We start from the raw sequence: 22,680 nt of genomic DNA on the forward strand, positions 1-22,680 counted from the left end.
GATCTATTCCATGTTGGTGTGGCGGGCACGCATGGCTTCAGGCGACGCACCGGTCAGGGATTTGAGCTTCAGCACCATCACCTCGAACAGCAGGAACAGCGCGCCTTCGAACACCGACCCCATCGGCAGCACCGATGTCCTTTGCGATCCCTGGTCATTGGCCATGGTCTGGGCCGGGATGAGCAGCGTGGCGTCGGCCAGTTTTGCCGCATTGCCGCCGGCCTGGGCGGTCAAAAGCAGGTTGGTCGCGCCGGCATCGCGCGCGACGCGCATCAAGGTGAGCACCGTCGAGGTTTCTCCCGGCCCGGAACTGGCGAGGAAGACGTCGCCAGGCCCCAGCGGTGGCGTGGTCATGTCGCCGACCACCGCGACCGGTAGGCCGAGGTGGTAGAGCCGCATGGCGAAACCCTTGACCTGCAAGGCCTCGCGGCCGCAGCCATAGACGACGATCTGCCTGGCTTCGGCCAACAGCTTGCAGGCGGCGTCGATTTGGCTGCCATCCACCCGCGCCAGCACGCCGCCGAGTTCGTCGAGCGCGGTCTTGAACAGGTTTTCGTTCCGGTCGCTCACGGCAAACTCGCCCTCGAAATTGTCCTGGGATTTTTCCACGAACAGCTTGATTTCGTTCATGCTAGCAACCGCGAAAATGCGTGTCCAACGCCGCGCAACGCTTTTGCGGGGCCACAGGCGTGATAGTGTCATGTCAGACAAATCAGCTCAGACAGATCAAACCCAGGAAAACTGCAGGACATGAAGACACGGCATTTCGACCGCATCGGCAATGGCGGCCTCACCTTTACGGAGCTCGGCTTCGGCACGGCACCGCTCGGCAATCTATACCGTGCCGTTTCGGACGCGGATGCCAATGCCACGCTCGACGCCGCCTGGGCGACCGGCTGCCGCTACTACGACACAGCGCCGCTCTATGGGCTCGGCCTGTCGGAAACACGGCTCAATCCGTTCCTGCGCGGCAAGAAGCGCGACGACTATGTGCTGTCGAGCAAGGTCGGCCGCCTGATGCGCGCCTGCCCGCCGGAAGAGCGCACGGGCATCGGCAAGTTCTTCGACACGCCGTCGCGCAGGGAAGTCTACGACTACAGCTATGATGGCGTGATGCGCTCGTTCGAGGCCTCGCTCGAGCGGCTCGGCGTCGACCGGATCGACATCCTGTTCGTGCACGATGTCGACATCTTCACCCATGGCAGCAAGGAGGCATCCGACCGGCGCATCGAGGAATTCATGCGCTCGGGTTATTACGGGTTGCTGTCGCTGCGCGACCAGGGGGCGATCAAGGCGTTCGGCGGCGGCATCAACGAATGGCAGGTTGCCCAGACACTGGCCGAGCGCGGTGATTTCGACCTGTTCCTGCTTGCCGGGCGCTACACGCTGCTGGAACAGGAGGCGCTGACATCCTTCCTGCCGCTTTGCCAGAAGCGCGGCATCGGCATCGTTCTGGGCGGTCCCTACAATTCCGGCATCCTGGCAACAGGACCGAAGCCCGGTGCCTACTACAACTATTCCGAAGCACCGAAGGACATTCTTGAGCGGGTCGCCGGCATCGAGGCGGTCTGCACGCGCCATGGCGTCAGGCTGATCGAGGCGGCGCTGCAATTTCCGGCGCTGCATCCGTCGGTCGTCTCGGTGATCCCCGGCGGCCAGCGGCCAAGCGAGGTCGAAAGCAACCGCGCGCTGCTCGACGCGAAGCTGCCGGCGGCGCTCTGGGCGGACCTCAAGAAGGAAGGCCTGATGCGCGCTGATGCGCCGACCGCATGACGCGGCGGTCATTCACTGCCGCAGGCACAAAAATGAAAAGCCGGGCGAGCCCGGCTTTTCTGTGTCTCTGAAAAAGAAAAACGCGCTTAGTTGACTGCGTCCTTCAGGCCCTTGCCGGCCGAGAACTTCGGCACGGTGCGTGCCGGGATCTTCACTTCGGCGCCGGTCTGCGGGTTGCGGCCGGTCGAGGCCGCACGCTTTGACACGGTGAAATTGCCAAAGCCGACAAGCCGGACATCGCCGCCCTTCTTCAGTTCGCCGGTGATCACGGAAAATACCGCATCGACCGCCGACTGCGCGTCACCCTTCGAAATGCTCGCGGCGTCGGCGACAGCGGACACCAGTTCGTTCTTGTTCATAAAAATTCCCTTCCATGAGAACACCGGAACTAACGACTCATCCGGCAGGAAACGGACTTTAGAAAGAAGCGTTCCCGCAACCAAGTCGAAAAGGCAGGAAAAAAGCGGAAAAAGCCCGGAAATCCGGGGTTTTTCACATGAAAAAGCCGGGCGCGAGGCCCGGCTTTCCGTTTGAGCACTGCAACCTTAGGAAAAACCTAATGCGCAAGCGACTTTCCGGCATCATCGGCGCTGTCGGTCGAGGCCGGTGGATTGACCGGTTCGACCCATTCGATCGGCTCCGGCATACGCACCAATGCGTGCCGCAACACCTCACCGACGCGTGAGACCGGAATGATCTCCATGCCGTTCTTCACATTGTCCGGAATCTCCGCCAGATCCTTGGCGTTGTCTTCCGGGATCAGCACCTTCTTGATGCCGCCGCGCAGAGCGGCGAGCAGCTTCTCCTTGAGGCCGCCGATCGGCAAGATGCGGCCGCGAAGCGTTATCTCGCCAGTCATCGCCACATCGGCCCTGACCGGAATACCCGTCAGTACCGACACAATGGCCGTCGCCATGGCGGCACCGGCAGACGGGCCGTCCTTCGGCGTGGCGCCTTCCGGCAAGTGGACATGGATGTCGCGCTTGTCGAACAGCGGCGGCTCGATGCCGAAATCGATGGCGCGCGAGCGGACATAGGAAGCCGCCGCCGAAATCGATTCCTTCATCACGTCGCGCAGATTGCCGGTCACCGTCATGCGGCCCTTGCCGGGCATCATGACGCCTTCGACCGTCAGCAGCTCGCCGCCGACTTCCGTCCAGGCAAGACCGGTGACGACACCGACCTGATCGTCAGCCTCGACCTGACCGAACCGGTAACGCTGGACACCAAGGTAGTCGGCGAGGTTCGTCGCCGTGATGCTCACCGTCTTCTTCTTCGTCTTCAGGATCTCGGTCACGGCCTTGCGCCCAAGCTTCATCAGCTCGCGCTCCAGACTCCGGACGCCCGCTTCGCGGGTGTAGGTCTGGATAATGGCGCGGATCGCATCCTCGCCGACGGAGAACTCCTTCGGCTGCAGCGCGTGATCGCGGATCACCTTCGGCATCAGGTGCCGCTTGGCGATTTCGATCTTCTCGTCCTCGGTGTAACCGGCGATACGGATGATCTCCATGCGGTCCATCAAGGGCGCAGGGATGTTCAGCGTATTGGCCGTCGTCACGAACATCACGCTCGACAGGTCGTATTCGACCTCGAGGTAATGGTCCATGAACGTCGAGTTCTGTTCAGGATCGAGCACCTCGAGCAGCGCCGATGAAGGATCGCCACGGAAGTCCTGGCCCATCTTGTCGATCTCGTCGAGCAGGAAGAGCGGATTGGACTTCTTCGCCTTCTTCATCGACTGGATGACCTTGCCGGGCATCGAGCCGATATAGGTGCGCCGATGGCCACGGATCTCGGCTTCGTCACGCACGCCGCCGAGCGCCATGCGGATGAATTCGCGACCGGTCGCCTTGGCGATCGACTTGCCGAGCGAGGTCTTGCCGACGCCGGGAGGGCCGACGAGGCACAGGATCGGCCCCTTCAGCTTCTTCTGACGGCTCTGCACGGCCAGGTACTCGACGATGCGGTCCTTGACCTTGTCGAGGCCGAAGTGATCGGTGTCGAGCACGTTCTGCGCGTAGGCCAGGTCCTGCTTGACCTTGGAGTTCTTGCCCCACGGAATCGACAGCAGCCAGTCGAGATAGTTGCGCACGACAGTTGATTCCGCCGACATAGGCGACATCGTCCTGAGCTTCTTCAACTCGGCTTCCGCCTTTTCGCGGGCCTCCTTGGAGAGCTTGGTCTTCTTGATCCGCGCCTCGATCTCGGCGGCCTCGTCACGGCCGTCCTCGCCTTCGCCGAGCTCCTTCTGGATCGCCTTCATCTGCTCGTTGAGGTAGTATTCGCGCTGCGTCTTCTCCATCTGGCGCTTGACGCGCGAGCGGATGCGCTTCTCCACCTGCAACACGGAGATTTCGGCTTCCATGAAGCCCATCGCCTTTTCCAGCCGCTCCTTGACCGAGAGCGTGGCCAGCATTTCCTGCTTTTCAGGGATCTTGATGGCGAGATGCGATGCAACCGTATCGGCGAGCTTGGAATAGTCGTCGATCTGGCTGGCGGCACCCACCACTTCAGGCGAGATCTTCTTGTTCAGCTTGACGTAGTTTTCGAAGTCGGTGACGACCGAGCGCGCCAACGCCTCGACCTCGACCTCTTCCTCTTCCGGTTCGACCAGCGCCGCGGCGCTGGCTTCGTGGAAATCGGGACGGTCGGTGAACGAAACGATCTTGGCACGCGAAGCGCCCTCGACCAGAACCTTGACGGTGCCGTCGGGCAGCTTCAGCAATTGCAGCACATTGGCGAGCGTGCCGATGTCGAAGATGGCATCGGGCTCGGGATCGTCATCGGCGGCATTCATCTGGGTGGCAAGCAGGATCTGCTTTTCCTGACCCATCACCTCTTCCAGCGCCTTGATCGACTTCTCGCGCCCGACAAAGAGCGGAACGATCATGTGCGGAAACACCACGATGTCGCGCAGTGGGAGGACTGCGAAGACGCCGTCGCTGGGAGCCTTGGATATTTTGGCCATTGTCCAACCTTTCATGTCGCGGCCACCATCAGGCCAACCGCGAATCTTATATTAACGACCGGGGATCGTTCCGCCTACCACCGTTTGTGACGGGAGTTTTACAGCACAGAAATCGGGCACCTCGGCCTTCTCGTGTTAGGTGGATGCAAGCAGGGCAAAGATCAAGAGTTAACATCGCCTGCAAATCCACTCCATGGCAAAGGCCGCGTGCCCTTCACAGCAAAACGGCGCCGCAACGGCGCCGTTCCACAAAAATATGGGGTCAAGTGCCATATCAGGCGCTGACATTGCCCTTCTTTTCCTTCTGTTCGGAGTAGATGTAGAGCGGCCGGGCGCTGCCGGTCACCACTTCCTCCGAAATCACCACTTCGCGCACGCCTTCAAGCGCGGGCAGTTCGAACATGGTGTCGAGCAGGATCGCTTCCATGATCGAACGCAGGCCGCGCGCGCCTGTCTTGCGCTCGATGGCGCGCTTGGCGATCGCCGACAGGGCGTTCTCGTGGAAGGTCAGGTCGACATTTTCCATCTCGAACAGCCGCTGGTACTGCTTGACCAGCGCATTCTTCGGCTCGGTCAGGATCTGGATCAGCGCCGGCTCGTCGAGGTCCTCCAGCGTCGCCAGGACCGGCAGACGGCCGACGAACTCCGGAATGAGGCCGAACTTCAACAGATCCTCGGGCTCGACCAGGCGGAACACATCGCCCGTGCGGCGATCCTCCGGCGAAGCGACGATGGCGCCGAAGCCGATCGAGGTCTTTCTGCCGCGATCCGAGATGATCTTGTCCAGCCCGGCGAAGGCGCCGCCGCAGATGAACAGGATGTTGGCGGTGTCGACCTGCAGGAACTCCTGCTGCGGATGCTTCCTGCCGCCCTGCGGCGGCACGGAGGCGACCGTGCCTTCCATGATCTTCAACAGCGCCTGCTGCACGCCCTCGCCCGACACGTCACGGGTGATCGAGGGATTGTCGGACTTGCGCGAAATCTTGTCGATCTCGTCGATGTAGACGATGCCGCGCTGGGCCCGCTCGACATTATAGTCTGCCGACTGCAGCAGCTTCAGGATGATGTTCTCGACGTCCTCGCCGACGTAACCGGCTTCGGTCAGCGTCGTGGCGTCAGCCATGGTGAACGGCACGTCGATGATGCGGGCCAGCGTCTGCGCGAGCAGCGTCTTGCCGCAACCGGTCGGGCCGATCAGCAGAATGTTGGACTTGGCCAGCTCGACATCGTTGTTCTTGCCGGCATGCGCGAGGCGCTTGTAGTGGTTGTGCACCGCCACCGACAGCACGCGCTTGGCGTAGGGCTGGCCGATGACATAGTCGTCGAGAACCTTGAGGATCTCCTGCGGTGTCGGCACGCCCTCGCGCGACTTCACCATCGAGGTTTTGTTCTCCTCGCGGATGATGTCCATGCAGAGCTCGACGCATTCGTCGCAGATGAAGACCGTCGGACCGGCGATCAGCTTGCGCACCTCATGCTGGCTTTTGCCGCAAAACGAGCAATAAAGCGTGTTCTTCGAGTCACCGCTGTTGTTGCCGACCTTGCTCATTTTCCTGTCCTTTCATGGCCGCCCGCCGATGGTCTGGCTGAAAGGGCGCATACTCTATTTATCGCGGGAATCCGCCGCCGCCAGTGTCCCGGCTCCCGCAACGTATTCCGTACGAAACACAAATCAGAAAACGTGGCAATGATTCGCAGCAACCCCACACAAAGCTAAGCCGTCGAAAATCAACATAGCCTTAACGTAGGCAATCCCGACCGTCGAGGGAACAGCCAATTGTGGCCGAAATGCCGCAAAACACGCCAAAAGCGCGTGATGGTGTCATCCAACTGCCACCAAGCCCTTATGCCACGGCACTTTCAGCCGGTTCGCGCGACGAAATGACCTTGTCGATGAGGCCGAAATCCTTGGCTTCGTCGGCGGTCATGAAATGGTCGCGGTCGAGCGTGCGTTCAATCTCCTCGTAGCTCTTGCCGGTGTGCTTGACATAGACCTCGTTGAGACGGCGCTTCAGCTTGACGATGTCCATGGCGTGGCGCTCGATGTCGGAGGCCTGGCCCTGGAAGCCGCCGGACGGCTGGTGAACCATGATGCGGGCGTTCGGCGTGGCGAAGCGCATGTCCTTGTGGCCGGCGGTCAAAAGAAGCGAGCCCATCGAGGCAGCCTGGCCGATGCAGAGCGTCGAAACGGCCGGCTTGATGAACTGCATGGTGTCGTAGATCGCCATGCCGGAGGTGACGACGCCGCCCGGCGAATTGATATAGAGGTTGATTTCCTTCTTCGGGTTCTCGGCTTCGAGGAACAGGAGCTGCGCGCAGACCAGCGTCGCCATGCCGTCCTCGACCGGACCGGTGATGAAAATGATGCGCTCCTTGAGGAGGCGCGAGAAGATGTCGTAGGCCCGCTCGCCGCGATTGGTCTGTTCGACCACCATCGGAACGAGGTTCATGTAGGTTTCGACGGGGTTCTTCATCGGTTATCTCTTATCTCGCGGTGGGGATTCCGGCGCCGGGAATGCTGGCCGCTCGGGCAGAATCGGTTCTGGATCGTTGTTCCGTAGATAGGATGCCGGCTCATCCTTGTGCAAGGCCGACCCGTCCTAGCCATCTGGGTAAGTCGAATCAAGCTTTACGGCCAAGGATTCGCATCGCCGGACGTCTGCGCCGGCCTGGAGCAGGCGGAACCGGTCCGCAACGTAGCAATTTCTTAACCGCGTCACTTAACGAAATGCGGCAAAACCGCTTTTCTCAGCCGCGGCTTCCCCTACAATTCAACGTTGAACTTGTGTGCAAGGTTCAAACAGGGGGAGTGTCATGTTCAGGAGAAGCGCATCCTTCGCTGTTGCCGGGCTGGTCATGCTCGGCACCACTTCGCAGACGGCTGCCGGCGGCCGCGCCGTAGAGTGTTACGAACCGGTCCGCACGCCCGATGTCTACGACACGGTCTATGAAGACGTGATGGTCAACCCACCCGGCCAGCAGGTCGACTACACCCCGCCCATCTACGGCACGCGTGAACGCGTGGTGATGACCGTCCCGGCTCAGGTGACCTACGAGGTCGTGCCCGCCGTCACACGAACCGTCTATCACACGGTGCAAGTCGACGACGGTGGCTATTCCTGGGAATGGCGCGTCATCCATGGTCGCAAGGTGCTCTGCAAGATCTGGCATAAGGCACGCTATGAACGCGTCGCCGAGACGGTGGTGATCCAGCCTGAACGCACGCGGCGGGTCGTCATCCCGGCGCAATATGACCGGATCGCCGAGGAAGTGCTGGTGCAGCCCGAGCAAAGACGCATCATCGACGTTCCAGCCTCCTACCAGACCGTGGCGCGGCGCGTGCTGGTGCGCGAAGGGTCGTCAGGCTGGCGGCGCGTGCATATTCCCAGGCATTGCCAGGATTAACGGGCATGGCATAGCCTGAGCCGCAGCGATCTGGCCTGCACTCAGGCCTCCTCCGTTCGCAGCCACGTCTTCAGGCCGGCGATATCGCCGTTGCCACCCTCGACACGCTGTGGCCGGCTTTGGCCAAAGACGAGGCCGTGGAGAGACCGGCAAACCCCGCGCCAACGACAGTCACACCCGTCAGGCCTTCCGCGGCCGTATCGGCTGGTTCAATTCATTGGGTTGCGGGCGCCAACATACGGTCTGGAATGAGGCCTGCAAGCCGCGCTATGGGTCTGGCATGACCAAATCGACCCTCCCTTACCTCGCCCTTGATCCAGCCACCCGGCGCCTCAGGCTCGACCCGCACGAGCCGGCTTTCTTCCTGAACCCGTACGAGGCCTATGGTTTCCTGCACCGCGTCTCGAATGCCTTTTTCTGGGACGAATTCGGCTTCTGGTGCTTTGGCGGCTTCGACGATGTCAACCGGCTGCTGCGCGACCGCCGCTTCGGCCGCCAGAACCCCGCCGGCATTCCCGACAGCCGCGGCGTCGGCCAGGATCGCAGCCATCTCAAGGCGTTCGACGGCATTGAAGCCAACTCCATGCTTGAGCTGGAACCGCCGGTGCACACGCGGCTGAGGACACTGGTCAACCGCGCCTTCGTCTCGCGCCAGGTCGAGCGGCTGCGGCCGCGTGTCGAAGCGCTCGCCAACGAGCTGATCGACCGGTTTGACCCGACCGGACCGGTCGACCTTTTGCCCGCCTTCGCCTCCCCCCTGCCGATCATCATCATCGCCGAAATGCTTGGCGTGCCGGTCGAGATGGGGCCGCAACTGCTCGACTGGTCACATCAGATGGTCGCCATGTACATCCATGGCCGCACGCGCGAGACCGAGGAGACGGCCAATCGCGCTGCGGGCCAATTTGCCGATTTCCTGCGCGGTTACGTCACCGAGCGGCGCAAGAACCCTGGAGACGACCTGCTTTCACTGCTGATCTCGGCGCAGGAGGACGGCCAGAGACTGACCGAGGATGAGATGGTGTCCTCGGCCATCCTGCTGCTCAATGCCGGCCATGAGGCGACCGTGCATCAGACCGGCAATGCGGTGCGCTCGATCCTGGCGCAAGGCGGCGATCCCGGCCGCTTCTTCACCTCGGCGGAAGCGGCCGCTGCAACGGTCGAGGAATGCCTGCGCTTCGACGCGCCGCTGCATATGTTCATGCGCTACGCCTATCAGGAGATTGAGATTGCGCCCGGGATCGTCGTGCAGCCGGGACAGACCATCGGGCTTTTGCTCGGCATGGCCAATCACGATCCGCGCGCCTTTGCGGAACCGCAGGCCTTCCGGCCTGATAGAACCGACCAGAAGAACGTGTCCTTCGGCGCCGGCATCCATTTCTGCATCGGCGCGCCGCTGGCGCGGCTCGAATTGCAGGTGTCGCTGAAGACTTTGTTCGAACGGCATCCGCAACTGCATCTTGCCGAACAGCCCCGCTTCCGCGACACTTACCACTTCCATGGGTTGGAAACGCTCGCCGTCGGCTTCTGAACGATCGCGGGCCTGGGGCTGCGCGATGAGACTGTTCTGGAGACCGGCGACGGCGTTCGCATTGGCCTTGCTATGCGCCTGCCTGGGTGTCGCACGCGCCCAGCAACAGCCGGAAAACATTCCCTGGGAAAACAGCATGGCCATCGCCCAGAAAATGGCGATGGGGCTTTTGGAACGGCAGACCGGATCGAAAGGCCTGCCGCTGGCGTCCTTCGCCATCGAGGCCGATCTCAATCTCGACGGCTTGCCTGAAATCTTCGCCTACCGCTACGCGCCGGGCTGCGACGGCGTCAAATGCGGCAACTTCCTGTTCGTCCTGGAGGGCGACAGCTACCATGAGGTTTTGGGCGATATTCCCGGCGCGCGGCTGGTGCCACAGGACAAGATCGCGCTCAGCCCCTTCAAGCGAAACGGCTTTTTCGACATCCAGTCCGACACGATGACGATTGGTTGGGATGGAACGCGCTATGTCGACACTTCCACTTTTCCAGCTTCGACGCTCGATGGCGCAGCCTTCGTGGCCGCCTGCCAGAAAAGCAAGTTGGGCGAGCAGCCGGCCGAGGGCGAAGCGGAACAGGCGGCCACGGCATGCCAATGCCAGTTCAACCGATTTCAGGTCGTCGGCTTCAAACAGGCCGACCTTGATGCCTATACGGCTTCGATTGCCGGGCAGGATGTTGAGTATCCCATCGGCGACAAGGAGGATGCCTGGCTCGCTTTGTCGAAAAGTGCCCAGGACGTCGCCACAGGCTGCGATGTCGCAAGCGGCAAAAGCCAATGGCCGCTGGCCTATTTCGATCATGGCGATAAGCCTCAGCAGAAGCTGAACTTCGGCGCATTTCTCGATGCCTGCCCGGCGCAGGATTTCATCCTGACCAACCACAAGATCGGCTCGCCCGATCGCGCACTCGCGCTTTGCGGCTGCCTCGCCCGGGAGATCCCGACCTATGGCGTCAGCCAGGACGGGCTCGACCTCCTGGCGCAATATTATCGCGACGAGATATCGGACGCCGATGTCGAGGCACAGGACGCCGACTTGCTGACCGCGCACGACAAGGCATCGGAAGCCTGCCTTAGCCAATTTCCAGCGAAGTAGATCGCTGTAACCGCTGACCGAGGCAAGATCGACGCTCGTTTGGCGAAAACCTCCGAGAGGCACCTATGCCGGGATCGGGCCGGGGTCTATGTTGGCCTGCATAGCCAGCGGAAAACGCAGCGGCACGGCGTCAACCTTCAGTGTCGCAAAAAAGCTTCTGTTTCGAAGATGCGCGAAGGCGCGAGTGGCCTCTGCCTTTATCCTGTCAATGACGCGCTTGTTTCTCGGCGGCGGCGGAGCGAACTGGATCAAAGTCGAAGGGCCGCGGTCCTCCGAAACGAACTGGGCCTGGGCGCAGAGCGCGGGCATCAACTGATAGGTCGTGCTGCGCGCGGTGGTCATCTCTGTTGGACTGAAGAGCACGAAATCGACCGTCGCCTTGAGGCGCCTGGTGCTCTTGAGCAGCCTTCGTGCGACCTTCTTCGAAAGGATATAACCGCATGTGCCCATGTGCTGACCGACGAGCCGCGTTGCGGAGTATCCGTTCTTGACGGGAACCTGCCGGTTTCCAAGCCTCACGGGGACAAAGAATGTTTCAAGCTTGACCACGTCCGCGTCTTGCGGGACCCAGTCGTCACCGGCCAGCATTGCACCGGCGTCATGACTGAACACAACGTCATCCTCGAAGACTGCGCCATATCGATCGGGGCCATCCGCGATGATTTGCCAGCACAGACGGTGGCTGAGAAAGCAGCAGACCTCCGCCGCGGTGAGCGGGGGAGCGACGACAGGAGCCCCAGTCGCCGCATCAACTCCCGAAACGCGTTCGAAGGGAATTCCAATGCGCGAAAATTCCGCCGTGACGTCAGCCAGCCGATCAGGGGACCGGTCAAGATTGATCACCAGACACTTCACCGTGGTTCCCCGAGGCATGAAAGCCATTAGCGATCTTTACTTCGTGTCTCCGCTTTGGACAGGAAGTTCACCGGCAGTCCTTGTAGCCGTTCAAAGGTTCTATATGAGCGCGCCAAACTGCAGTCAACTTTGCGTCACTGCCGACAGTTATGGCCGCTGAGCCAGATCCGCGGTATGCATTTCCAATAGCGATGTTGATCGCGCCATCTGATCGGCCGCCTACAGCTTGATTACATACTCCTTGCGAGTCGTTTCAAGCACTTCCCAGCTGCCCTTGAAGCCCGGCCTCAGCACGAAACTGTCGCCGGCCTTGACGGTACGCGCTTGCCCGCCGTCTTCCGCGATCACCGAAACGCCGGACAGGATGTGGCAGAATTCCCATTCGTCATAGACGATGCGCCACTTGCCCGGGGTCGATTCCCAGAGGCCGGCATAGAGGCCGCCATCCCGCTCCTCGACGTTCCAGGTGCGGAATTTCGGATCACCCGAGATCAGGCGATCCGCAGCAGGAGCGCCATGTTCGGCGTCGACGGTGTCAGTCGATATTGTCAGATAATGCGTGGACAGGATTTGCCTCCATGAAAGAGCCGGCCACAGGCCGGCTCACCCCCACCCCGGCGCCTGCGCCGACCCTCCCCACAAGGAGGAGGGTAAAAATCAAACCTTGGCGAGCGCCTGTTCGAGGTCGGCGACGATGTCAGTGACATCCTCGATGCCGATCGAAAGCCGCACGGTGTCCGGGCCGGCGCCGGCTTTGACCTTCTGCTCATCGGAAAGCTGGCGGTGCGTGGTCGAGGCCGGGTGGATGACCAGCGACTTGGTGTCGCCGACATTGGCCAGGTGCGAAAACAGCTCCAGCGCCTCGACGAATTTGACCCCGGCTTCGTAGCCGCCCTTGAGGCCGAAGGTGAACACCGCACCAGCGCCGAGCGGCGAATATTTCTTCTGCAACGCATTGTTCTTGTCGCTGGGCAGGCCGGGATAGTTCACCCAGGCGACCTTCGGATGGTTCGACAGCCAGCCGGCGACCGTGACCGCATTGTCGCAGTGGCGCTGCATGCGCAGCGGCAAGGTTTCCAGCCCGGTCAGGATGAGGAAGGCGTTGAAGGGCGAGATCGCCGGGCCGAGATCGCGCAGGCCAAGCACGCGGGCTGCAATGGCGAAGGCGAAATTGCCGAAGGTTTCGTGCAGCACGAGGCCGCCATATTCGGGACGCGGCTCCGACAGCATTGGGTACTTGCCCGACTTCGACCAGTCGAAGGTGCCGCCATCGACGATGACGCCGCCGATGGAATTGCCATGGCCGCCGATGAACTTGGTCAGCGAGTGCACGACGATGTCGGCGCCATGCTCGATCGGCCGGATCAGATAGGGCGAGGCCAGGGTGTTGTCGACGATCAGCGGCAGGCCGTGTTTGCGGGCGATGTCGCCGATCTTTTCGATATCGACGAAGGTGCCGCCCGGATTGGCCAGGCTCTCGATGAAGATCGCCTTGGTCCTGTCGTCGATCTGGCTTTCGAAGGTCGAGATGTCGTTGGTGTCGGCCCAACGCACCTCCCAGCCATAGTTCTTGAAGGCATGGCCGAACTGGTTGATCGAGCCGCCATAGAGCCTTGTCGCGGCTACAAAATTGTCACCTGGCTGCATGAGATTGTGGAAGACGATGACCTGCGCGGCGTGGCCGGATGCGACCGCGAGGGCGGCCGTGCCGCCCTCTAGTGCCGCGACGCGCTCTTCAAGCACGGCCTGGGTCGGGTTCATGATGCGGGTGTAGATGTTGCCGAAGGCCTTCAGGCCGAACAGAGAGGCGGCGTGGTCGGCATCGTCGAAGACGAAGGAGGTCGTCTGGTAGATCGGCGTGGCGCGCGCGCCAGTGGCCGGATCGGGCTTGGCGCCGGCATGGACGGCGAGTGTGTTGAAACCGGGCGTACGGGTCACTGAAAACCTCCCTCGAGAACCTTCTGAAAATCGCCGGGCATTCTTGGCGAAGCCCGGCTCGGAATGCAAAGAAGAAAATACCCTTCGACGTGGGACCTTCGACCAAGCCGCAGGAAAATACGGCGTCAGCCGGAATAATTTTGCGCTTTTCGGCCGCTGCCTATTTCTGGCGCACGCCGAAACTCTGGAACCCCTGGCGCATCAGCGGTTTCTTGGACGACAGGACGCCCGAATTGACGCCGGTCCAACCGATTTCGCCGGAGAGCTTGCCGTATTCGATCTTGGGGCAGCGGTTCATCACCACCTTGATGCCGGCGGCTTCGGCGCGCGCGGCCGCCTCGTCATGACGCACGCCGAGCTGCATCCAGATGACTTTCGGCAAGGGATCGAGCCGCAACACCTCGTCGACGATGCCCGGCACCGCGGTCGCGGCGCGGAAGATATCGACCATGTCGATCGGCTCCGGAATGTCAGCCAGCCTGGCATAGGTCATGCGGCCGAGGATTTCCTTGCCGGCCTGACCGGGATTGATCGGAAACACCGAAAAGCCCTTGGCCAGCAGGTATTTCAGCACGAAATAGCTCGGCCTGACGTCATTGGCCGACGCGCCGACCATGGCGATGGTCTTCACCGAATTGAGGATGTCGCCGATGTAGGCGTTGTCGTAGCTATCGTGATTCATGCCTCGTCCTCATACAACGCCTCGGCGAGAAAACCATCCGGATCATTGCTGAAATCGCGCAACATGCGGAAGTGGTCCGTATCCCGGAAGTCGGCGGGCTCGAGCCCGAACCGGCTGATGCGGAACAGCCGCGCACCGGGACAAGCCATCAACAGCGGTGAGTGCGTCGCCATGATCACCTGCGCGGTGCCCGACTGGTCCATGCGCCGCAGCATCTTCAGCAATTCGATCTGGCGCGATGGAGACAGCGCGCTTTCCGGCTCATCGAGGATGTAGATGCCTTGCCTGCGGCAGCGTTCCTCGAAGAAACGGATAAAGCCTTCGCCATGCGACCAGGACAGGAAATCCGGCGGAGCCCCACCAGACGTCAGCGCCGCCTGATCGAGGTAACGAGCGACCGAGTAGAAGGATTCGGCGCGAAAGAACCAGCCGGCAGTGACTTTTGGCAGCCAGTGACCCCGGAATGTGTCTGCCAGCGCAGCGCCGCTCTTGTCGATGGCGCCGGAGTGGTCGACTGGGCGATAGCCTTTGCCGCCACCGGCCTCGTCGTAGCCGGCCAGCGCGCCGATCGCCTCAAGAAGCGTGGATTTGCCGGTGCCGTTCTCACCGACGATGATGGTGATCGGCGTGGTGAATTCGAGTTCGAATTCGTGGCCGCGAAACAGTGGCAGGTTCCAGGGGTATTTTTCCCAGTCCTCGACTCGCGTCGGTTCAAGCAGGATGCGCTTGAGATAGGGGGCCCTGAGCCGCGTCAGCTGCTTGCGGTAGGCCATCACCTGGTCAACATCAATCAGGCAGCGAAATCGTGCCGTCTTCCGCGATCGGAAAGGCCGGATTGTGCGCCACTTCCCAGACATGGCCGTCGGCATCGGCGAAATAGCCGTACCAGCCACCCCAGAAGGCGCGACCGGCCGGCTTGACGATGCGGCCGCCGGCTTTCTCGGCCATCGCCAGCACCTCGTCGACTTCGGCATCGGAGCGGGTGTTGTAGGCGAGATAGACGGCGGACGGCGCCTTGGCGAAGGTGATGCCGGAATCCTCTTCGGCGCTCTTGCGTGGAAACAGGCCGAGAATGGCGCCACCCATCTGGAAGAAGGCGACGCCGTCGGTGATGCCGGCATGCCGTTTCAGGCCCATCGCCTCGTAGAAACGCACCGCGCGATCGAGATCGTCCGTCGCGATCGTGATGATGGAGATGCGCGGTTCCAAGGTTACTCGTCCGTCCATTCCGGCTTGCGCTTGCCGATAAAGGCGCCGATGCCTTCTTCCGCGTCGCGCGCCAGCATGTTCTCGACCATGATGCGGCCGGTATAGGCATAGGCGTCCGCCAGCCCCATTTCGGCCTGCGCGTAAAAGGCCTCCTTGCCGGTCTTGACCACCAAAGATGATTTGGAAGCAATGGTTTGCGCGTATTTGGTGACGATCTGATTCAGGTATTCGCGCGGTACGACCCGATTGACCAGGCCGAAGTCCTTGGCCGTTGCCGCGTCGATCGTTTCACCGGTCAAAAGCATCTCCATCGCCTGCTTGCGCGAGACGTTGCGCGAGAGCGCCACCATCGGCGTCGAGCAGAACAGGCCGATGTTGACGCCCGGTGTGCAGAAGGTCGCCTCATGCGAAGCGATCGCCAGGTCGCAGCTGGCGACAAGCTGCAAGCCGGCAGCGGTGGCCAGGCCATCGACTTCGGCGATGACAGGCAAGGGATGGCGCACGATCGCCTGCATCAACTGGGCACAAGCGGCAAACGTCTCTTCGAAGAAGGCCTTGCCGCGATCGGCGTCGGCGCGACGCGCGGTCATTTCCTTGAGATCATGGCCGGCGCAGAACACCTTGCCGGCCGCCGACAGGATGATGACGCGAACGGCCTTGTCGGCCTTGGCGCGGTCGAGTTCCGCCGTCAGCGCCGCCATCACCGCCAGCGACAGAGCGTTGGCGGGGGGATTGGCGAGCGTGAGACGCAGCACGCCCTTGTCCAGTTGTGCGACAACCGGACCTTCAACAGGAGCAGGCTTGATGGCAAGGATTTCGGCCATGGCTAGGGTCTCCACGATTCCGGTCGGGCTGGCAGACTATCTAATATCGGATCGGCTTTCATCCAACACCCATCGCTTGCGCCAGGGGATCGAAGGTGTTGCCAGGAACGCCCTGCCGCGCTCATACAGGGCTGGCGCAGAATGAGAGACCGACATGCCCGCCCAGACCAATCTCAAACCGGTGCTGACCGCGGCACAAGTCAATGTGCTGATGGAAACCGTCTATCCGCAACTCAACGAGCAGTTCAAATATTACGAGGCGATCAACGTTTTCCCGGGCGGCTGCACCGTGCGGCTCAATGCCGGCGAGCGGCATTTGCGTCCGGGCGGAACCGTGTCCGGCCCGTCGCTGTTCACGCTGGCCGACATTGGCGGCTATGTCTGCGTGCTCTCGCATGCCGGGCCCGATGCGCTGTCCGTCACGGTCAACCTCGACATCAACTTCGTGCGCAAGGCCGAGGCCGGGCCGATCGATGGCCATTGCCGCATCCTGAAGCTGGGAAAGAGCCTGATGGTGTTCGACATCGACATCGTCGCCGGTCCTGAGGGACAGACGATCGCGCACGCCACGGGCACCTATTCGATCCCGCCGAAGCGAAGCAGCGATGTGGTAAAATAATACCTTTTACCTAACTAATTGTTTTTGCTAATATTTCTTCGCTTGATGACTTTTCGGTCGGCTTGACGCGCAAAGCCCCCTCGCCTATAAGCCCTCACGAAGCAGCGGCCCGCAAAGGCCGCCGTTTTGTTATTGGCGGCGGGCAAGCGCTTATCGCCAATCCAAGCAACAAGAAACGCCTTCCCCGTGAAGGTCAGAACCGAGAGCAGAAAACATGACAACCTTTTCGCAGAAGCCTGCGGATGTGGTGAAGAAGTGGATCCTGATCGACGCCGAAGGTCTCGTCGTTGGTCGTCTCGCCACTGTCATCGCCAATCATCTTCGCGGCAAGCACAAGCCGACCTTCACCCCGCATGTCGACGATGGCGACAATGTCATCGTCATCAATGCCGACAAGGTGGTGTTCACCGGCAAGAAGTTCACCGACAAGGTCTATTACTGGCACACCGGCCACCCCGGCGGCATCAAGGAGCGCACCGCGCGCCAGCTGCTCGAAGGCCGTTTCCCCGAGCGTGTCGTCGAGAAGGCCGTTGAGCGCATGGTCCCGCGTGGCCCGCTCGGCCGTCGCCAGATGAAGAACCTGCGCGTCTATGCAGGCGCAGAGCATCCGCATGTCGCCCAGCAGCCAGAAGTCCTCGACGTGGCCAAGCTGAATTCCAAGAACAAGAAGGTCGCATAAGATGGCTGAGCTTTCCTCGCTCGCAGAACTGGGCGCCGCCACGGGCAATACCAACACCCAGCCGGCAGCCCCCGTCCACGTCCAGAAGCTCGACAAGTCGGGCCGCGCCTATGCCACCGGCAAGCGCAAGAACGCCATCGCGCGCGTCTGGGTGAAGCCGGGTTCCGGCAAGATCGTCGTCAATGACAAGGAATTCGCGACCTATTTCGCGCGTCCGGTCCTGCAGATGATCCTCAACCAGCCGATCATCGCTTCCAACCGTTCGGGCCAGTACGACATCGTCGCCACTGTCGTCGGCGGTGGCCTCTCCGGCCAGGCCGGTGCTGTTCGTCACGGCATCTCCAAGGCGCTGACCTACTACGAGCCGGCATTGCGCGCCGTGCTCAAGAAGGGCGGTTTCCTGACCCGCGACAGCCGCGTCGTCGAGCGGAAGAAGTACGGCAAGGCAAAGGCCCGCCGCAGCTTCCAGTTCTCGAAGCGCTAAGCGCTACGAAACTTCAGACAATCGAAAAGGCCGCCTCCGGGCGGCCTTTTTGCATTGCGCGCATCCTATCCGGCGGAATGATTTGCGTCGCGATAGATGCAAGCCGTGTTGCACATCCGGAAAATGTCAGGTTCGGCAAATTTGCCGCGGCCCGTCGCGGGCGGCGCGGCACCATGCTACGAAACAGGGACCGGCCTTTTCGGTCCAAAGGATATCTGGATAGGTAATTCTTAGGGGAGATCTCAGATGTCGTCACCCGAACCGATCAAATTCACCGACGGCGCGGCTTACGAGCGCTTCATGGCTCCCTGGAGCCGATCCGCCGGGGCTTTGTTCCTCGACTGGCTGGCGCCGGACTCCGGACGGGCCTGGGTTGATGTCGGTGCCGGCAACGGCGCGTTCACTGAGCTCATTCTAGCGAAGTCCGCCCCTTCGTCCGTTTGCGCGATCGATCCCTCCGACGCGCAGATTGCGACTGCTCGGCAAAGAATCTCGGCAAAGCAGGTCGAGCTGTCGATTGGCGATGCGATGGCCCTTCCCTATGACGCCAACCGCTTCGACGTCGCGGTGATGGCGCTGGTGCTGTTCTTCGTCCCCGACCCGCGCAAGGGCGCCTCGGAAATGCTCCGCGTCACCAAGCCCGGCGGCATTGTCGCGTCCTACACCTGGGACGTCATGCGCGGCGGCACCCCTACGCAGCATTTGTGGGAGGAGATGGACGCGATGGGCAAACCGGCCGCACGTCCGCCGAGCGCGGAGGTCTCGCGTTTCGCGGCGCTGAAGGCGCTTTGGGCGGAGCTCGGCATCCGCGATGTCGAGACGCGCGAGCTTGTCGTCGAACGCACCTTCGCCGACTTCGACGATTATTGGCTATCCATGGTCGTGAGCAGCCCGAGCGGAATCGCCGGGAAGCTGTCGGATGCGGAGAGCGCGGAGCTGAGACGCCGACTAAAGGACAGACTGCCGGCAAGCGCCACGGGAGCGATCACGATTCACGCCTGGTCGACGGCGATCAAGGGGCGAAAGGCCGCTTGATGCGTGCGGCGCCTTACAAGTGCGTCCGGATCGTCGCTGTTGAAAAGCACCATGCGCTCGGAGCTCTGGCTCAATTGATGCTGGAGGTCGCGGCGGGCTCGATGCGTTCGCCCGTCCCGGCATAAGGCACGCGATAGCCGTTCGCCGACAGCCAGTTGATTGCCGCCTTCGGCTCGTCGGTCTGGATGATGGTGGCGCCGCGGTCGGCCCAGAACCCCCAGGCTTCGCGCGGCAGGCTGGCCTGCACCGCCAGTTCGTCGCCACGGCCGCCGGCGAGGAAGCCGCCCGGCTTGTTGACGATGGCGTAGGTGTCGGCCCAGATGTGCCAGTTGCCCCGAACAGCGGCCGCGCGCATGCGTGCGCTGAACAGCGGTCCACCGGTTTCGGTCAGCATCTCGGCGCCCGCCCGCCAGTTGATCAGTTCGATCGCGCGTGGCGAGAAGGCGTGGTCGACCGTTTCAGCGAAACCGGCATCGTGTACAGCGTCATCGGCGATGATCGGCATGAACTGGAAGCCGCCGCCGATGGCAGCCATGGCCGCCTTCACCGTGGTGATCCTGCTCTGGTTCCAGAGGTTCTCCTTGACGATGACCTGGTCGGCCATGCCGAGATCGCGCGCCGCCGCGATCATGCCTGGCAGATCGCCGACATCGAGCTTGTTGTCGAGGTTGATGAGGATCCTGTCCCTGGTTGCCATCAACATCTCGCGCAGCGTCGAAACCCTCTCGTCGGTGACGGCGCGGGTGCCCTCGATTACCAGCCGGCATGTCCTGAGTTCGGCCAGCGTGTATTTGACCACCTCGCCCTTGCAGGTCGTGGTGCGGTCGAGCCAGCTGTCATGCATGACGACCAGCTCGCCGTCCTTCGAGCGCCTGATGTCGACCTCGACGATCTCGGCGCCCATGGCAATCGAGCCTTCGACGGCGGCAAGCGAATTTTCCGCGTAGAGCGTCTTGCCGGCCTGCATGCTGCCGGCCCGATGCGCGGCCACCATGACATGGTCGCGCCATTGATTGGCATGTTCGAAGCGGTCGAGGATCTGCCTGGCGCGGCTTTCGCTGGCCAAGGCCTGACCGGAGGCGACCGCAAGTGCCGTGGAAAGCAGAAGGCTCAGCCAGATTGTCCGCATCGAGAATCGCTCCTTGCCGGATCGAAGCCCGAATAGGCGATGCCCGTGACACCTGGGTGAACGAAGCCGGCTAGCGGCTTCGCAAGATGCCCGCGTCAGATGCGCTTCGACAGCCGGCGGAACCAGGCCATGGCCGGCATCTCCACCAGCCGCCAGGTGATCCATGAGGCTGCGATGGTGGCGACGAGCATGACGACGATTGCCACGGTTCCGGTCCAGCCGGTGCCGAAGCCCGTCGCCGGCTCGCCGCGCAGCACGATGTCGCCGACAAGGCCCAGGCCGAGCTTGCGCTCGACGAGCCCGGCAACGTTGACCAGGCGTGCCTGGACGAAGATGTGGACCATGTAGATCGAGTAGGACAACGCGCCGAGCGTCAGCATGAAAGGCGCCCGCAGCAAGGCGGAAATCCAGCCGCCTTCATGGGCAAAGAGAAACAGCGCCAGCGCGAACACCAGGGGTGCGGCGATGCCGAAATCATTGCCGCCCGCCAGTGAGACGAAGAGGACGATGACCGCCACCATGATGGTTTCGGCAAGGGTCCAGCTCAGCCGCGGGCCGCTCCTGGCGAGGAGCTGTCGCGCCCCTGCAATGGAATCATGCTGAAACCAGGCCAGCAGGGCGCCGAGCGAGAAGCCGTAGAGGCAGCGGATGAAGCCGAAATCGTAGGACACGTCCATATGATGCGTGGAGAAGCCAAGCAGGAACAGCGGCGCGGTGACGGCGGCGGCGACGAACCATATCCAGGCACGCGCGCCGGCGACGAAGACCACGCCCGCGAACAGCAGATAGGCGAAGAACTCCGCCGAAATGCTCCAGCTTGGCGCATTCCAGGTCAGATGATCCTCGAAGCCCATCCCTTGCAGCAGAAGCAGGTTGGCAAGCAGGCTCTTCAAATCGAAACCGCCGGTGAAGGGCGCAGCGCCGGTGCCATGCAGTTGCGGCAGCATCAGCCGCAGCAGCTCGAACCCGGCAAAGGCCGCGAGCATGATGAGATGCAGCGGGTAGATGCGGCCGAAACGCACCAAGGCGAAGCGGGCGACCTCTGCCGGCTGGCTGAACCGATCACCGTAGCTGCTGGCGATGACGAAGCCGGAAAGGACGAAGAAGAAGTCGACGAAAAGATAGGACGAACCGATGAAGGCGCTCTGCGAGATCGCGGAAGCGGTCGGGAAATGAAACAGCGCTACGAGAAGCGCGCAGATGCCGCGCCACGAATCGAGAACCTGGAAGCGCTCGCCTGCTATCGTGCCGGCATGGGTCGACACCATGGCATGGGACGGATTAATAAACGCGGCCTGCGTCATGATGGTACAAATCCTGTCTTGCCGTGGCACCCGGGTGGCGCCGTTTCGTCTCCCCAAGCTGTGACTGGCATCTTCCATGCCGGTTCTGTAGTTGTTGCACCCCGATGAAAACGAGGACCAGTAATGGCGACCAAAAACATCGACCATGCCTTCACCGCCCGCTCCAAAACGGGCGGCGCCCTTGAGCCGACCTATTCCGGCGCGCTGTCGTTCATGCGGCGCAAATACACCAAGGACGTGAAGGGCGCGGACGCGGTGGTGTGGGGCATCCCCTTCGACGCCGCCGTCACCAACCGGCCGGGCGCCCGATTCGGGCCGCAAGCGATTCGCCGCGCCTCGGCGATCCTCGACAATGACCCGCAATACCCGTTCTCGCGCGATCTGTTCGAGCACCTCGCGGTGGTCGACTATGGCGATTGCCTGCTCGACTCGGGCAACCATCAGAAGACGCCCGGCACGATCGAGCGCGAGGCGGCCAAGATTCTGAAATCAGGCGCCTTTCTTCTGACGCTCGGCGGCGACCATTTCGTCACTTGGCCGCTGCTCAAGGCGCATGCCGCGATCCACGGACCGCTCTCTTTGGTGCAGTTCGACGCGCATCAGGACACCTGGGAGGATGACGGCAAGCGCATCGACCACGGATCCTTTGTCGGCCGCGCGGTGAAGGAAGGCATCATCGATCCCGACCGTTCGATCCAGATCGGCATCCGCACGCACGCGCCCGACACGTTCGGCATCAAGATCCTCTACGGCCACGAAATCGAGGAGATGCGCGCGTCCGACATCGCCTACGCCATCGTCGACCGCACCGGCGGCAAGAAGACGTATGTGACCTTCGACATCGACTGCCTCGACCCGGCCTATGCGCCGGGAACCGGTACGCCGGTGGCCGGCGGCCCGTCCTCGGCAAAAATCCTGTCGACGCTGCGCCAACTCAATCAGGTCGACATTGTCGGCGCCGACGTCGTAGAGGTTGCGCCGGCCTACGATCACGCCGATATAACGGCGATCGCAGGCTCGATGGTGGCCATGCAGTATCTCGGCCTGCTGGCTGAGCGAAAGGCGCGGCAGGAAGAGATGAACAACGGCAATCACAATGGTGCCGCGGTAAATCATGGTAACGGCATATAATCTTGGAATATCAGGGAA

Annotated in this window: 24 protein-coding genes; 9 read left to right on the top strand and 15 right to left on the bottom strand. The window is 62.0% G+C overall.

Annotated features, from left to right (window positions below):
- Window positions 1-3 precede the first annotated feature (3 nt).
- Entirely contained in the window at window positions 4-630 is a 627-nt protein-coding gene (locus JN279_RS25340; protein ID WP_446720360.1) for an SIS domain-containing protein, read from the bottom strand.
- 120 nt (window positions 631-750) lie between these two features.
- Between JN279_RS25340 and JN279_RS25345 the strand changes: the two genes are divergently transcribed.
- A complete protein-coding gene (locus JN279_RS25345; protein ID WP_202350555.1) occupies window positions 751-1,773 on the top strand; it encodes an aldo/keto reductase in 1,023 nt (340 codons plus the stop codon).
- 86 nt (window positions 1,774-1,859) lie between these two features.
- Here the strand turns inward: JN279_RS25345 and JN279_RS25350 are convergent, their stop codons facing one another.
- From JN279_RS25350 to clpP, 4 genes are all read right to left on the bottom strand, one after another.
- Window positions 1,860-2,132 carry an HU family DNA-binding protein gene (locus tag JN279_RS25350; protein WP_006201846.1) on the bottom strand — a complete coding sequence of 91 codons (273 nt, stop codon included), beginning with the start codon at window positions 2,130-2,132 and terminating at the stop codon, window positions 1,860-1,862.
- A 197-nt stretch (window positions 2,133-2,329) separates the two neighbouring features.
- A complete protein-coding gene (gene lon / locus JN279_RS25355) occupies window positions 2,330-4,741 on the bottom strand; it encodes an endopeptidase La (protein ID WP_202350556.1) in 2,412 nt (803 codons plus the stop codon).
- A gap of 274 nt (window positions 4,742-5,015) precedes the next feature.
- Window positions 5,016-6,290 carry an ATP-dependent Clp protease ATP-binding subunit ClpX gene (gene clpX / locus JN279_RS25360; protein ID WP_023759839.1) on the bottom strand — a complete coding sequence of 425 codons (1,275 nt, stop codon included), beginning with the start codon at window positions 6,288-6,290 and terminating at the stop codon, window positions 5,016-5,018.
- A 295-nt stretch (window positions 6,291-6,585) separates the two neighbouring features.
- Window positions 6,586-7,215, bottom strand: coding sequence for an ATP-dependent Clp endopeptidase proteolytic subunit ClpP (clpP, locus tag JN279_RS25365; protein WP_010915650.1), 630 nt, complete (start codon window positions 7,213-7,215; stop codon window positions 6,586-6,588).
- Between the two features lie 340 nt (window positions 7,216-7,555).
- Here clpP and JN279_RS25370 point away from each other — a divergent pair, with 340 nt between their 5' ends.
- A complete protein-coding gene (locus tag JN279_RS25370; protein ID WP_096457129.1) occupies window positions 7,556-8,146 on the top strand; it encodes a hypothetical protein in 591 nt (196 codons plus the stop codon).
- 70 nt (window positions 8,147-8,216) lie between these two features.
- Here JN279_RS25370 and JN279_RS25375 read toward each other — a convergent pair whose 3' ends face one another.
- Window positions 8,217-8,321 (bottom strand): NAD(P)-binding protein, encoded by a 105-nt coding sequence (locus JN279_RS25375; RefSeq protein ID WP_244734145.1) that lies wholly within the window; start codon window positions 8,319-8,321, stop codon window positions 8,217-8,219.
- 105 nt (window positions 8,322-8,426) lie between these two features.
- Between JN279_RS25375 and JN279_RS25380 the strand changes: the two genes are divergently transcribed.
- Together JN279_RS25380 and JN279_RS25385 are read left to right on the top strand one after the other, a co-directional pair.
- Window positions 8,427-9,677, top strand: coding sequence for a cytochrome P450 (locus JN279_RS25380; RefSeq protein ID WP_096457126.1), 1,251 nt, complete (start codon window positions 8,427-8,429; stop codon window positions 9,675-9,677).
- Window positions 9,678-9,702: 25 nt separating this feature from the next.
- Window positions 9,703-10,773 carry a hypothetical protein gene (locus JN279_RS25385; protein ID WP_244734146.1) on the top strand — a complete coding sequence of 357 codons (1,071 nt, stop codon included), beginning with the start codon at window positions 9,703-9,705 and terminating at the stop codon, window positions 10,771-10,773.
- Between the two features lie 63 nt (window positions 10,774-10,836).
- On the opposite strand, the gene JN279_RS25390 is transcribed toward JN279_RS25385, so the two are convergent.
- From JN279_RS25390 to JN279_RS25420, 7 genes are all read right to left on the bottom strand, one after another.
- Window positions 10,837-11,616, bottom strand: a complete 780-nt coding sequence (locus tag JN279_RS25390; RefSeq protein WP_202350557.1) for a glycosyltransferase family 25 protein — start codon at window positions 11,614-11,616, stop codon at window positions 10,837-10,839.
- Window positions 11,617-11,847: 231 nt separating this feature from the next.
- A complete protein-coding gene (locus JN279_RS25395; RefSeq protein WP_446720425.1) occupies window positions 11,848-12,195 on the bottom strand; it encodes a cupin domain-containing protein in 348 nt (115 codons plus the stop codon).
- A gap of 90 nt (window positions 12,196-12,285) precedes the next feature.
- The gene (locus JN279_RS25400; protein WP_019857664.1) at window positions 12,286-13,566 is read right to left on the bottom strand and encodes an O-acetylhomoserine aminocarboxypropyltransferase; all 1,281 of its coding nucleotides are present in this window, start codon (window positions 13,564-13,566) and stop codon (window positions 12,286-12,288) included.
- Window positions 13,567-13,726: 160 nt separating this feature from the next.
- Window positions 13,727-14,248 carry a CoA-binding protein gene (locus tag JN279_RS25405; protein ID WP_096457114.1) on the bottom strand — a complete coding sequence of 174 codons (522 nt, stop codon included), beginning with the start codon at window positions 14,246-14,248 and terminating at the stop codon, window positions 13,727-13,729.
- Window positions 14,245-15,021, bottom strand: a complete 777-nt coding sequence (locus JN279_RS25410; RefSeq protein WP_096457111.1) for an AAA family ATPase — start codon at window positions 15,019-15,021, stop codon at window positions 14,245-14,247. Before JN279_RS25410 ends, JN279_RS25405 begins: the two co-directional genes overlap by 4 nt.
- A gap of 13 nt (window positions 15,022-15,034) precedes the next feature.
- On the bottom strand, window positions 15,035-15,457 hold the full coding sequence (locus tag JN279_RS25415) for a VOC family protein (RefSeq protein ID WP_096457108.1): 423 nt from the start codon (window positions 15,455-15,457) through the stop codon (window positions 15,035-15,037).
- Window positions 15,458-15,459: 2 nt separating this feature from the next.
- Window positions 15,460-16,281, bottom strand: coding sequence for an enoyl-CoA hydratase (locus tag JN279_RS25420; RefSeq protein WP_096457105.1), 822 nt, complete (start codon window positions 16,279-16,281; stop codon window positions 15,460-15,462).
- Window positions 16,282-16,435: 154 nt separating this feature from the next.
- Here JN279_RS25420 and JN279_RS25425 point away from each other — a divergent pair, with 154 nt between their 5' ends.
- From JN279_RS25425 to JN279_RS25440, 4 genes are all read left to right on the top strand, one after another.
- Window positions 16,436-16,900: a PaaI family thioesterase gene (locus JN279_RS25425; protein ID WP_096457103.1), complete on the top strand. Its 465-nt coding sequence runs from the start codon at window positions 16,436-16,438 to the stop codon at window positions 16,898-16,900.
- Window positions 16,901-17,114: 214 nt separating this feature from the next.
- Window positions 17,115-17,579 carry a 50S ribosomal protein L13 gene (gene rplM, locus JN279_RS25430; RefSeq protein ID WP_010915638.1) on the top strand — a complete coding sequence of 155 codons (465 nt, stop codon included), beginning with the start codon at window positions 17,115-17,117 and terminating at the stop codon, window positions 17,577-17,579.
- A gap of 1 nt (window position 17,580) precedes the next feature.
- Window positions 17,581-18,063 carry a 30S ribosomal protein S9 gene (gene rpsI / locus JN279_RS25435; RefSeq protein ID WP_027028580.1) on the top strand — a complete coding sequence of 161 codons (483 nt, stop codon included), beginning with the start codon at window positions 17,581-17,583 and terminating at the stop codon, window positions 18,061-18,063.
- A 246-nt stretch (window positions 18,064-18,309) separates the two neighbouring features.
- A complete protein-coding gene (locus JN279_RS25440; RefSeq protein WP_096457100.1) occupies window positions 18,310-19,098 on the top strand; it encodes a class I SAM-dependent methyltransferase in 789 nt (262 codons plus the stop codon).
- A 70-nt stretch (window positions 19,099-19,168) separates the two neighbouring features.
- Here the strand turns inward: JN279_RS25440 and JN279_RS25445 are convergent, their stop codons facing one another.
- Together JN279_RS25445 and JN279_RS25450 are read right to left on the bottom strand one after the other, a co-directional pair.
- The gene (locus JN279_RS25445) at window positions 19,169-20,227 is read right to left on the bottom strand and encodes a glycerophosphodiester phosphodiesterase family protein (protein WP_202350558.1); all 1,059 of its coding nucleotides are present in this window, start codon (window positions 20,225-20,227) and stop codon (window positions 19,169-19,171) included.
- A 95-nt stretch (window positions 20,228-20,322) separates the two neighbouring features.
- Window positions 20,323-21,531 carry an acyltransferase family protein gene (locus tag JN279_RS25450; RefSeq protein ID WP_202350559.1) on the bottom strand — a complete coding sequence of 403 codons (1,209 nt, stop codon included), beginning with the start codon at window positions 21,529-21,531 and terminating at the stop codon, window positions 20,323-20,325.
- A 123-nt stretch (window positions 21,532-21,654) separates the two neighbouring features.
- Between JN279_RS25450 and speB the strand changes: the two genes are divergently transcribed.
- The gene (gene speB, locus JN279_RS25455; protein ID WP_202350560.1) at window positions 21,655-22,662 is read left to right on the top strand and encodes an agmatinase; all 1,008 of its coding nucleotides are present in this window, start codon (window positions 21,655-21,657) and stop codon (window positions 22,660-22,662) included.
- The last annotated feature ends 18 nt before the right edge of the window (window positions 22,663-22,680 follow it).

It is taken from the genome of Mesorhizobium sp. 113-1-2 (genome assembly GCF_016756475.1).
Classification (GTDB): Bacteria; Pseudomonadota; Alphaproteobacteria; order Rhizobiales; family Rhizobiaceae; genus Mesorhizobium; species Mesorhizobium loti_C.

Excerpts from the sequence above, each read along its gene's own strand:
- JN279_RS25340 (WP_446720360.1), bottom strand. The coding sequence starts at position 630 with ATGAACGAAATCAAGCTGTTCGTGGAAAAATCCCAGGACAATTTCGAG.
- JN279_RS25345 (WP_202350555.1), top strand. The coding sequence starts at position 751 with ATGAAGACACGGCATTTCGACCGCATCGGCAATGGCGGCCTCACCTTT.
- JN279_RS25350 (WP_006201846.1), bottom strand. The coding sequence starts at position 2,132 with ATGAACAAGAACGAACTGGTGTCCGCTGTCGCCGACGCCGCGAGCATT.
- lon (WP_202350556.1), bottom strand. The coding sequence starts at position 4,741 with ATGGCCAAAATATCCAAGGCTCCCAGCGACGGCGTCTTCGCAGTCCTC.
- clpX (WP_023759839.1), bottom strand. The coding sequence starts at position 6,290 with ATGAGCAAGGTCGGCAACAACAGCGGTGACTCGAAGAACACGCTTTAT.
- clpP (WP_010915650.1), bottom strand. The coding sequence starts at position 7,215 with ATGAAGAACCCCGTCGAAACCTACATGAACCTCGTTCCGATGGTGGTC.
- JN279_RS25370 (WP_096457129.1), top strand. The coding sequence starts at position 7,556 with ATGTTCAGGAGAAGCGCATCCTTCGCTGTTGCCGGGCTGGTCATGCTC.
- JN279_RS25380 (WP_096457126.1), top strand. The coding sequence starts at position 8,427 with ATGACCAAATCGACCCTCCCTTACCTCGCCCTTGATCCAGCCACCCGG.
- JN279_RS25385 (WP_244734146.1), top strand. The coding sequence starts at position 9,703 with ATGAGACTGTTCTGGAGACCGGCGACGGCGTTCGCATTGGCCTTGCTA.
- JN279_RS25405 (WP_096457114.1), bottom strand. The coding sequence starts at position 14,248 with ATGAATCACGATAGCTACGACAACGCCTACATCGGCGACATCCTCAAT.
- JN279_RS25410 (WP_096457111.1), bottom strand. The coding sequence starts at position 15,021 with ATGGCCTACCGCAAGCAGCTGACGCGGCTCAGGGCCCCCTATCTCAAG.
- JN279_RS25420 (WP_096457105.1), bottom strand. The coding sequence starts at position 16,281 with ATGGCCGAAATCCTTGCCATCAAGCCTGCTCCTGTTGAAGGTCCGGTT.
- JN279_RS25425 (WP_096457103.1), top strand. The coding sequence starts at position 16,436 with ATGCCCGCCCAGACCAATCTCAAACCGGTGCTGACCGCGGCACAAGTC.
- rplM (WP_010915638.1), top strand. The coding sequence starts at position 17,115 with ATGACAACCTTTTCGCAGAAGCCTGCGGATGTGGTGAAGAAGTGGATC.
- rpsI (WP_027028580.1), top strand. The coding sequence starts at position 17,581 with ATGGCTGAGCTTTCCTCGCTCGCAGAACTGGGCGCCGCCACGGGCAAT.
- JN279_RS25440 (WP_096457100.1), top strand. The coding sequence starts at position 18,310 with ATGTCGTCACCCGAACCGATCAAATTCACCGACGGCGCGGCTTACGAG.
- JN279_RS25445 (WP_202350558.1), bottom strand. The coding sequence starts at position 20,227 with ATGCGGACAATCTGGCTGAGCCTTCTGCTTTCCACGGCACTTGCGGTC.
- JN279_RS25450 (WP_202350559.1), bottom strand. The coding sequence starts at position 21,531 with ATGACGCAGGCCGCGTTTATTAATCCGTCCCATGCCATGGTGTCGACC.
- speB (WP_202350560.1), top strand. The coding sequence starts at position 21,655 with ATGGCGACCAAAAACATCGACCATGCCTTCACCGCCCGCTCCAAAACG.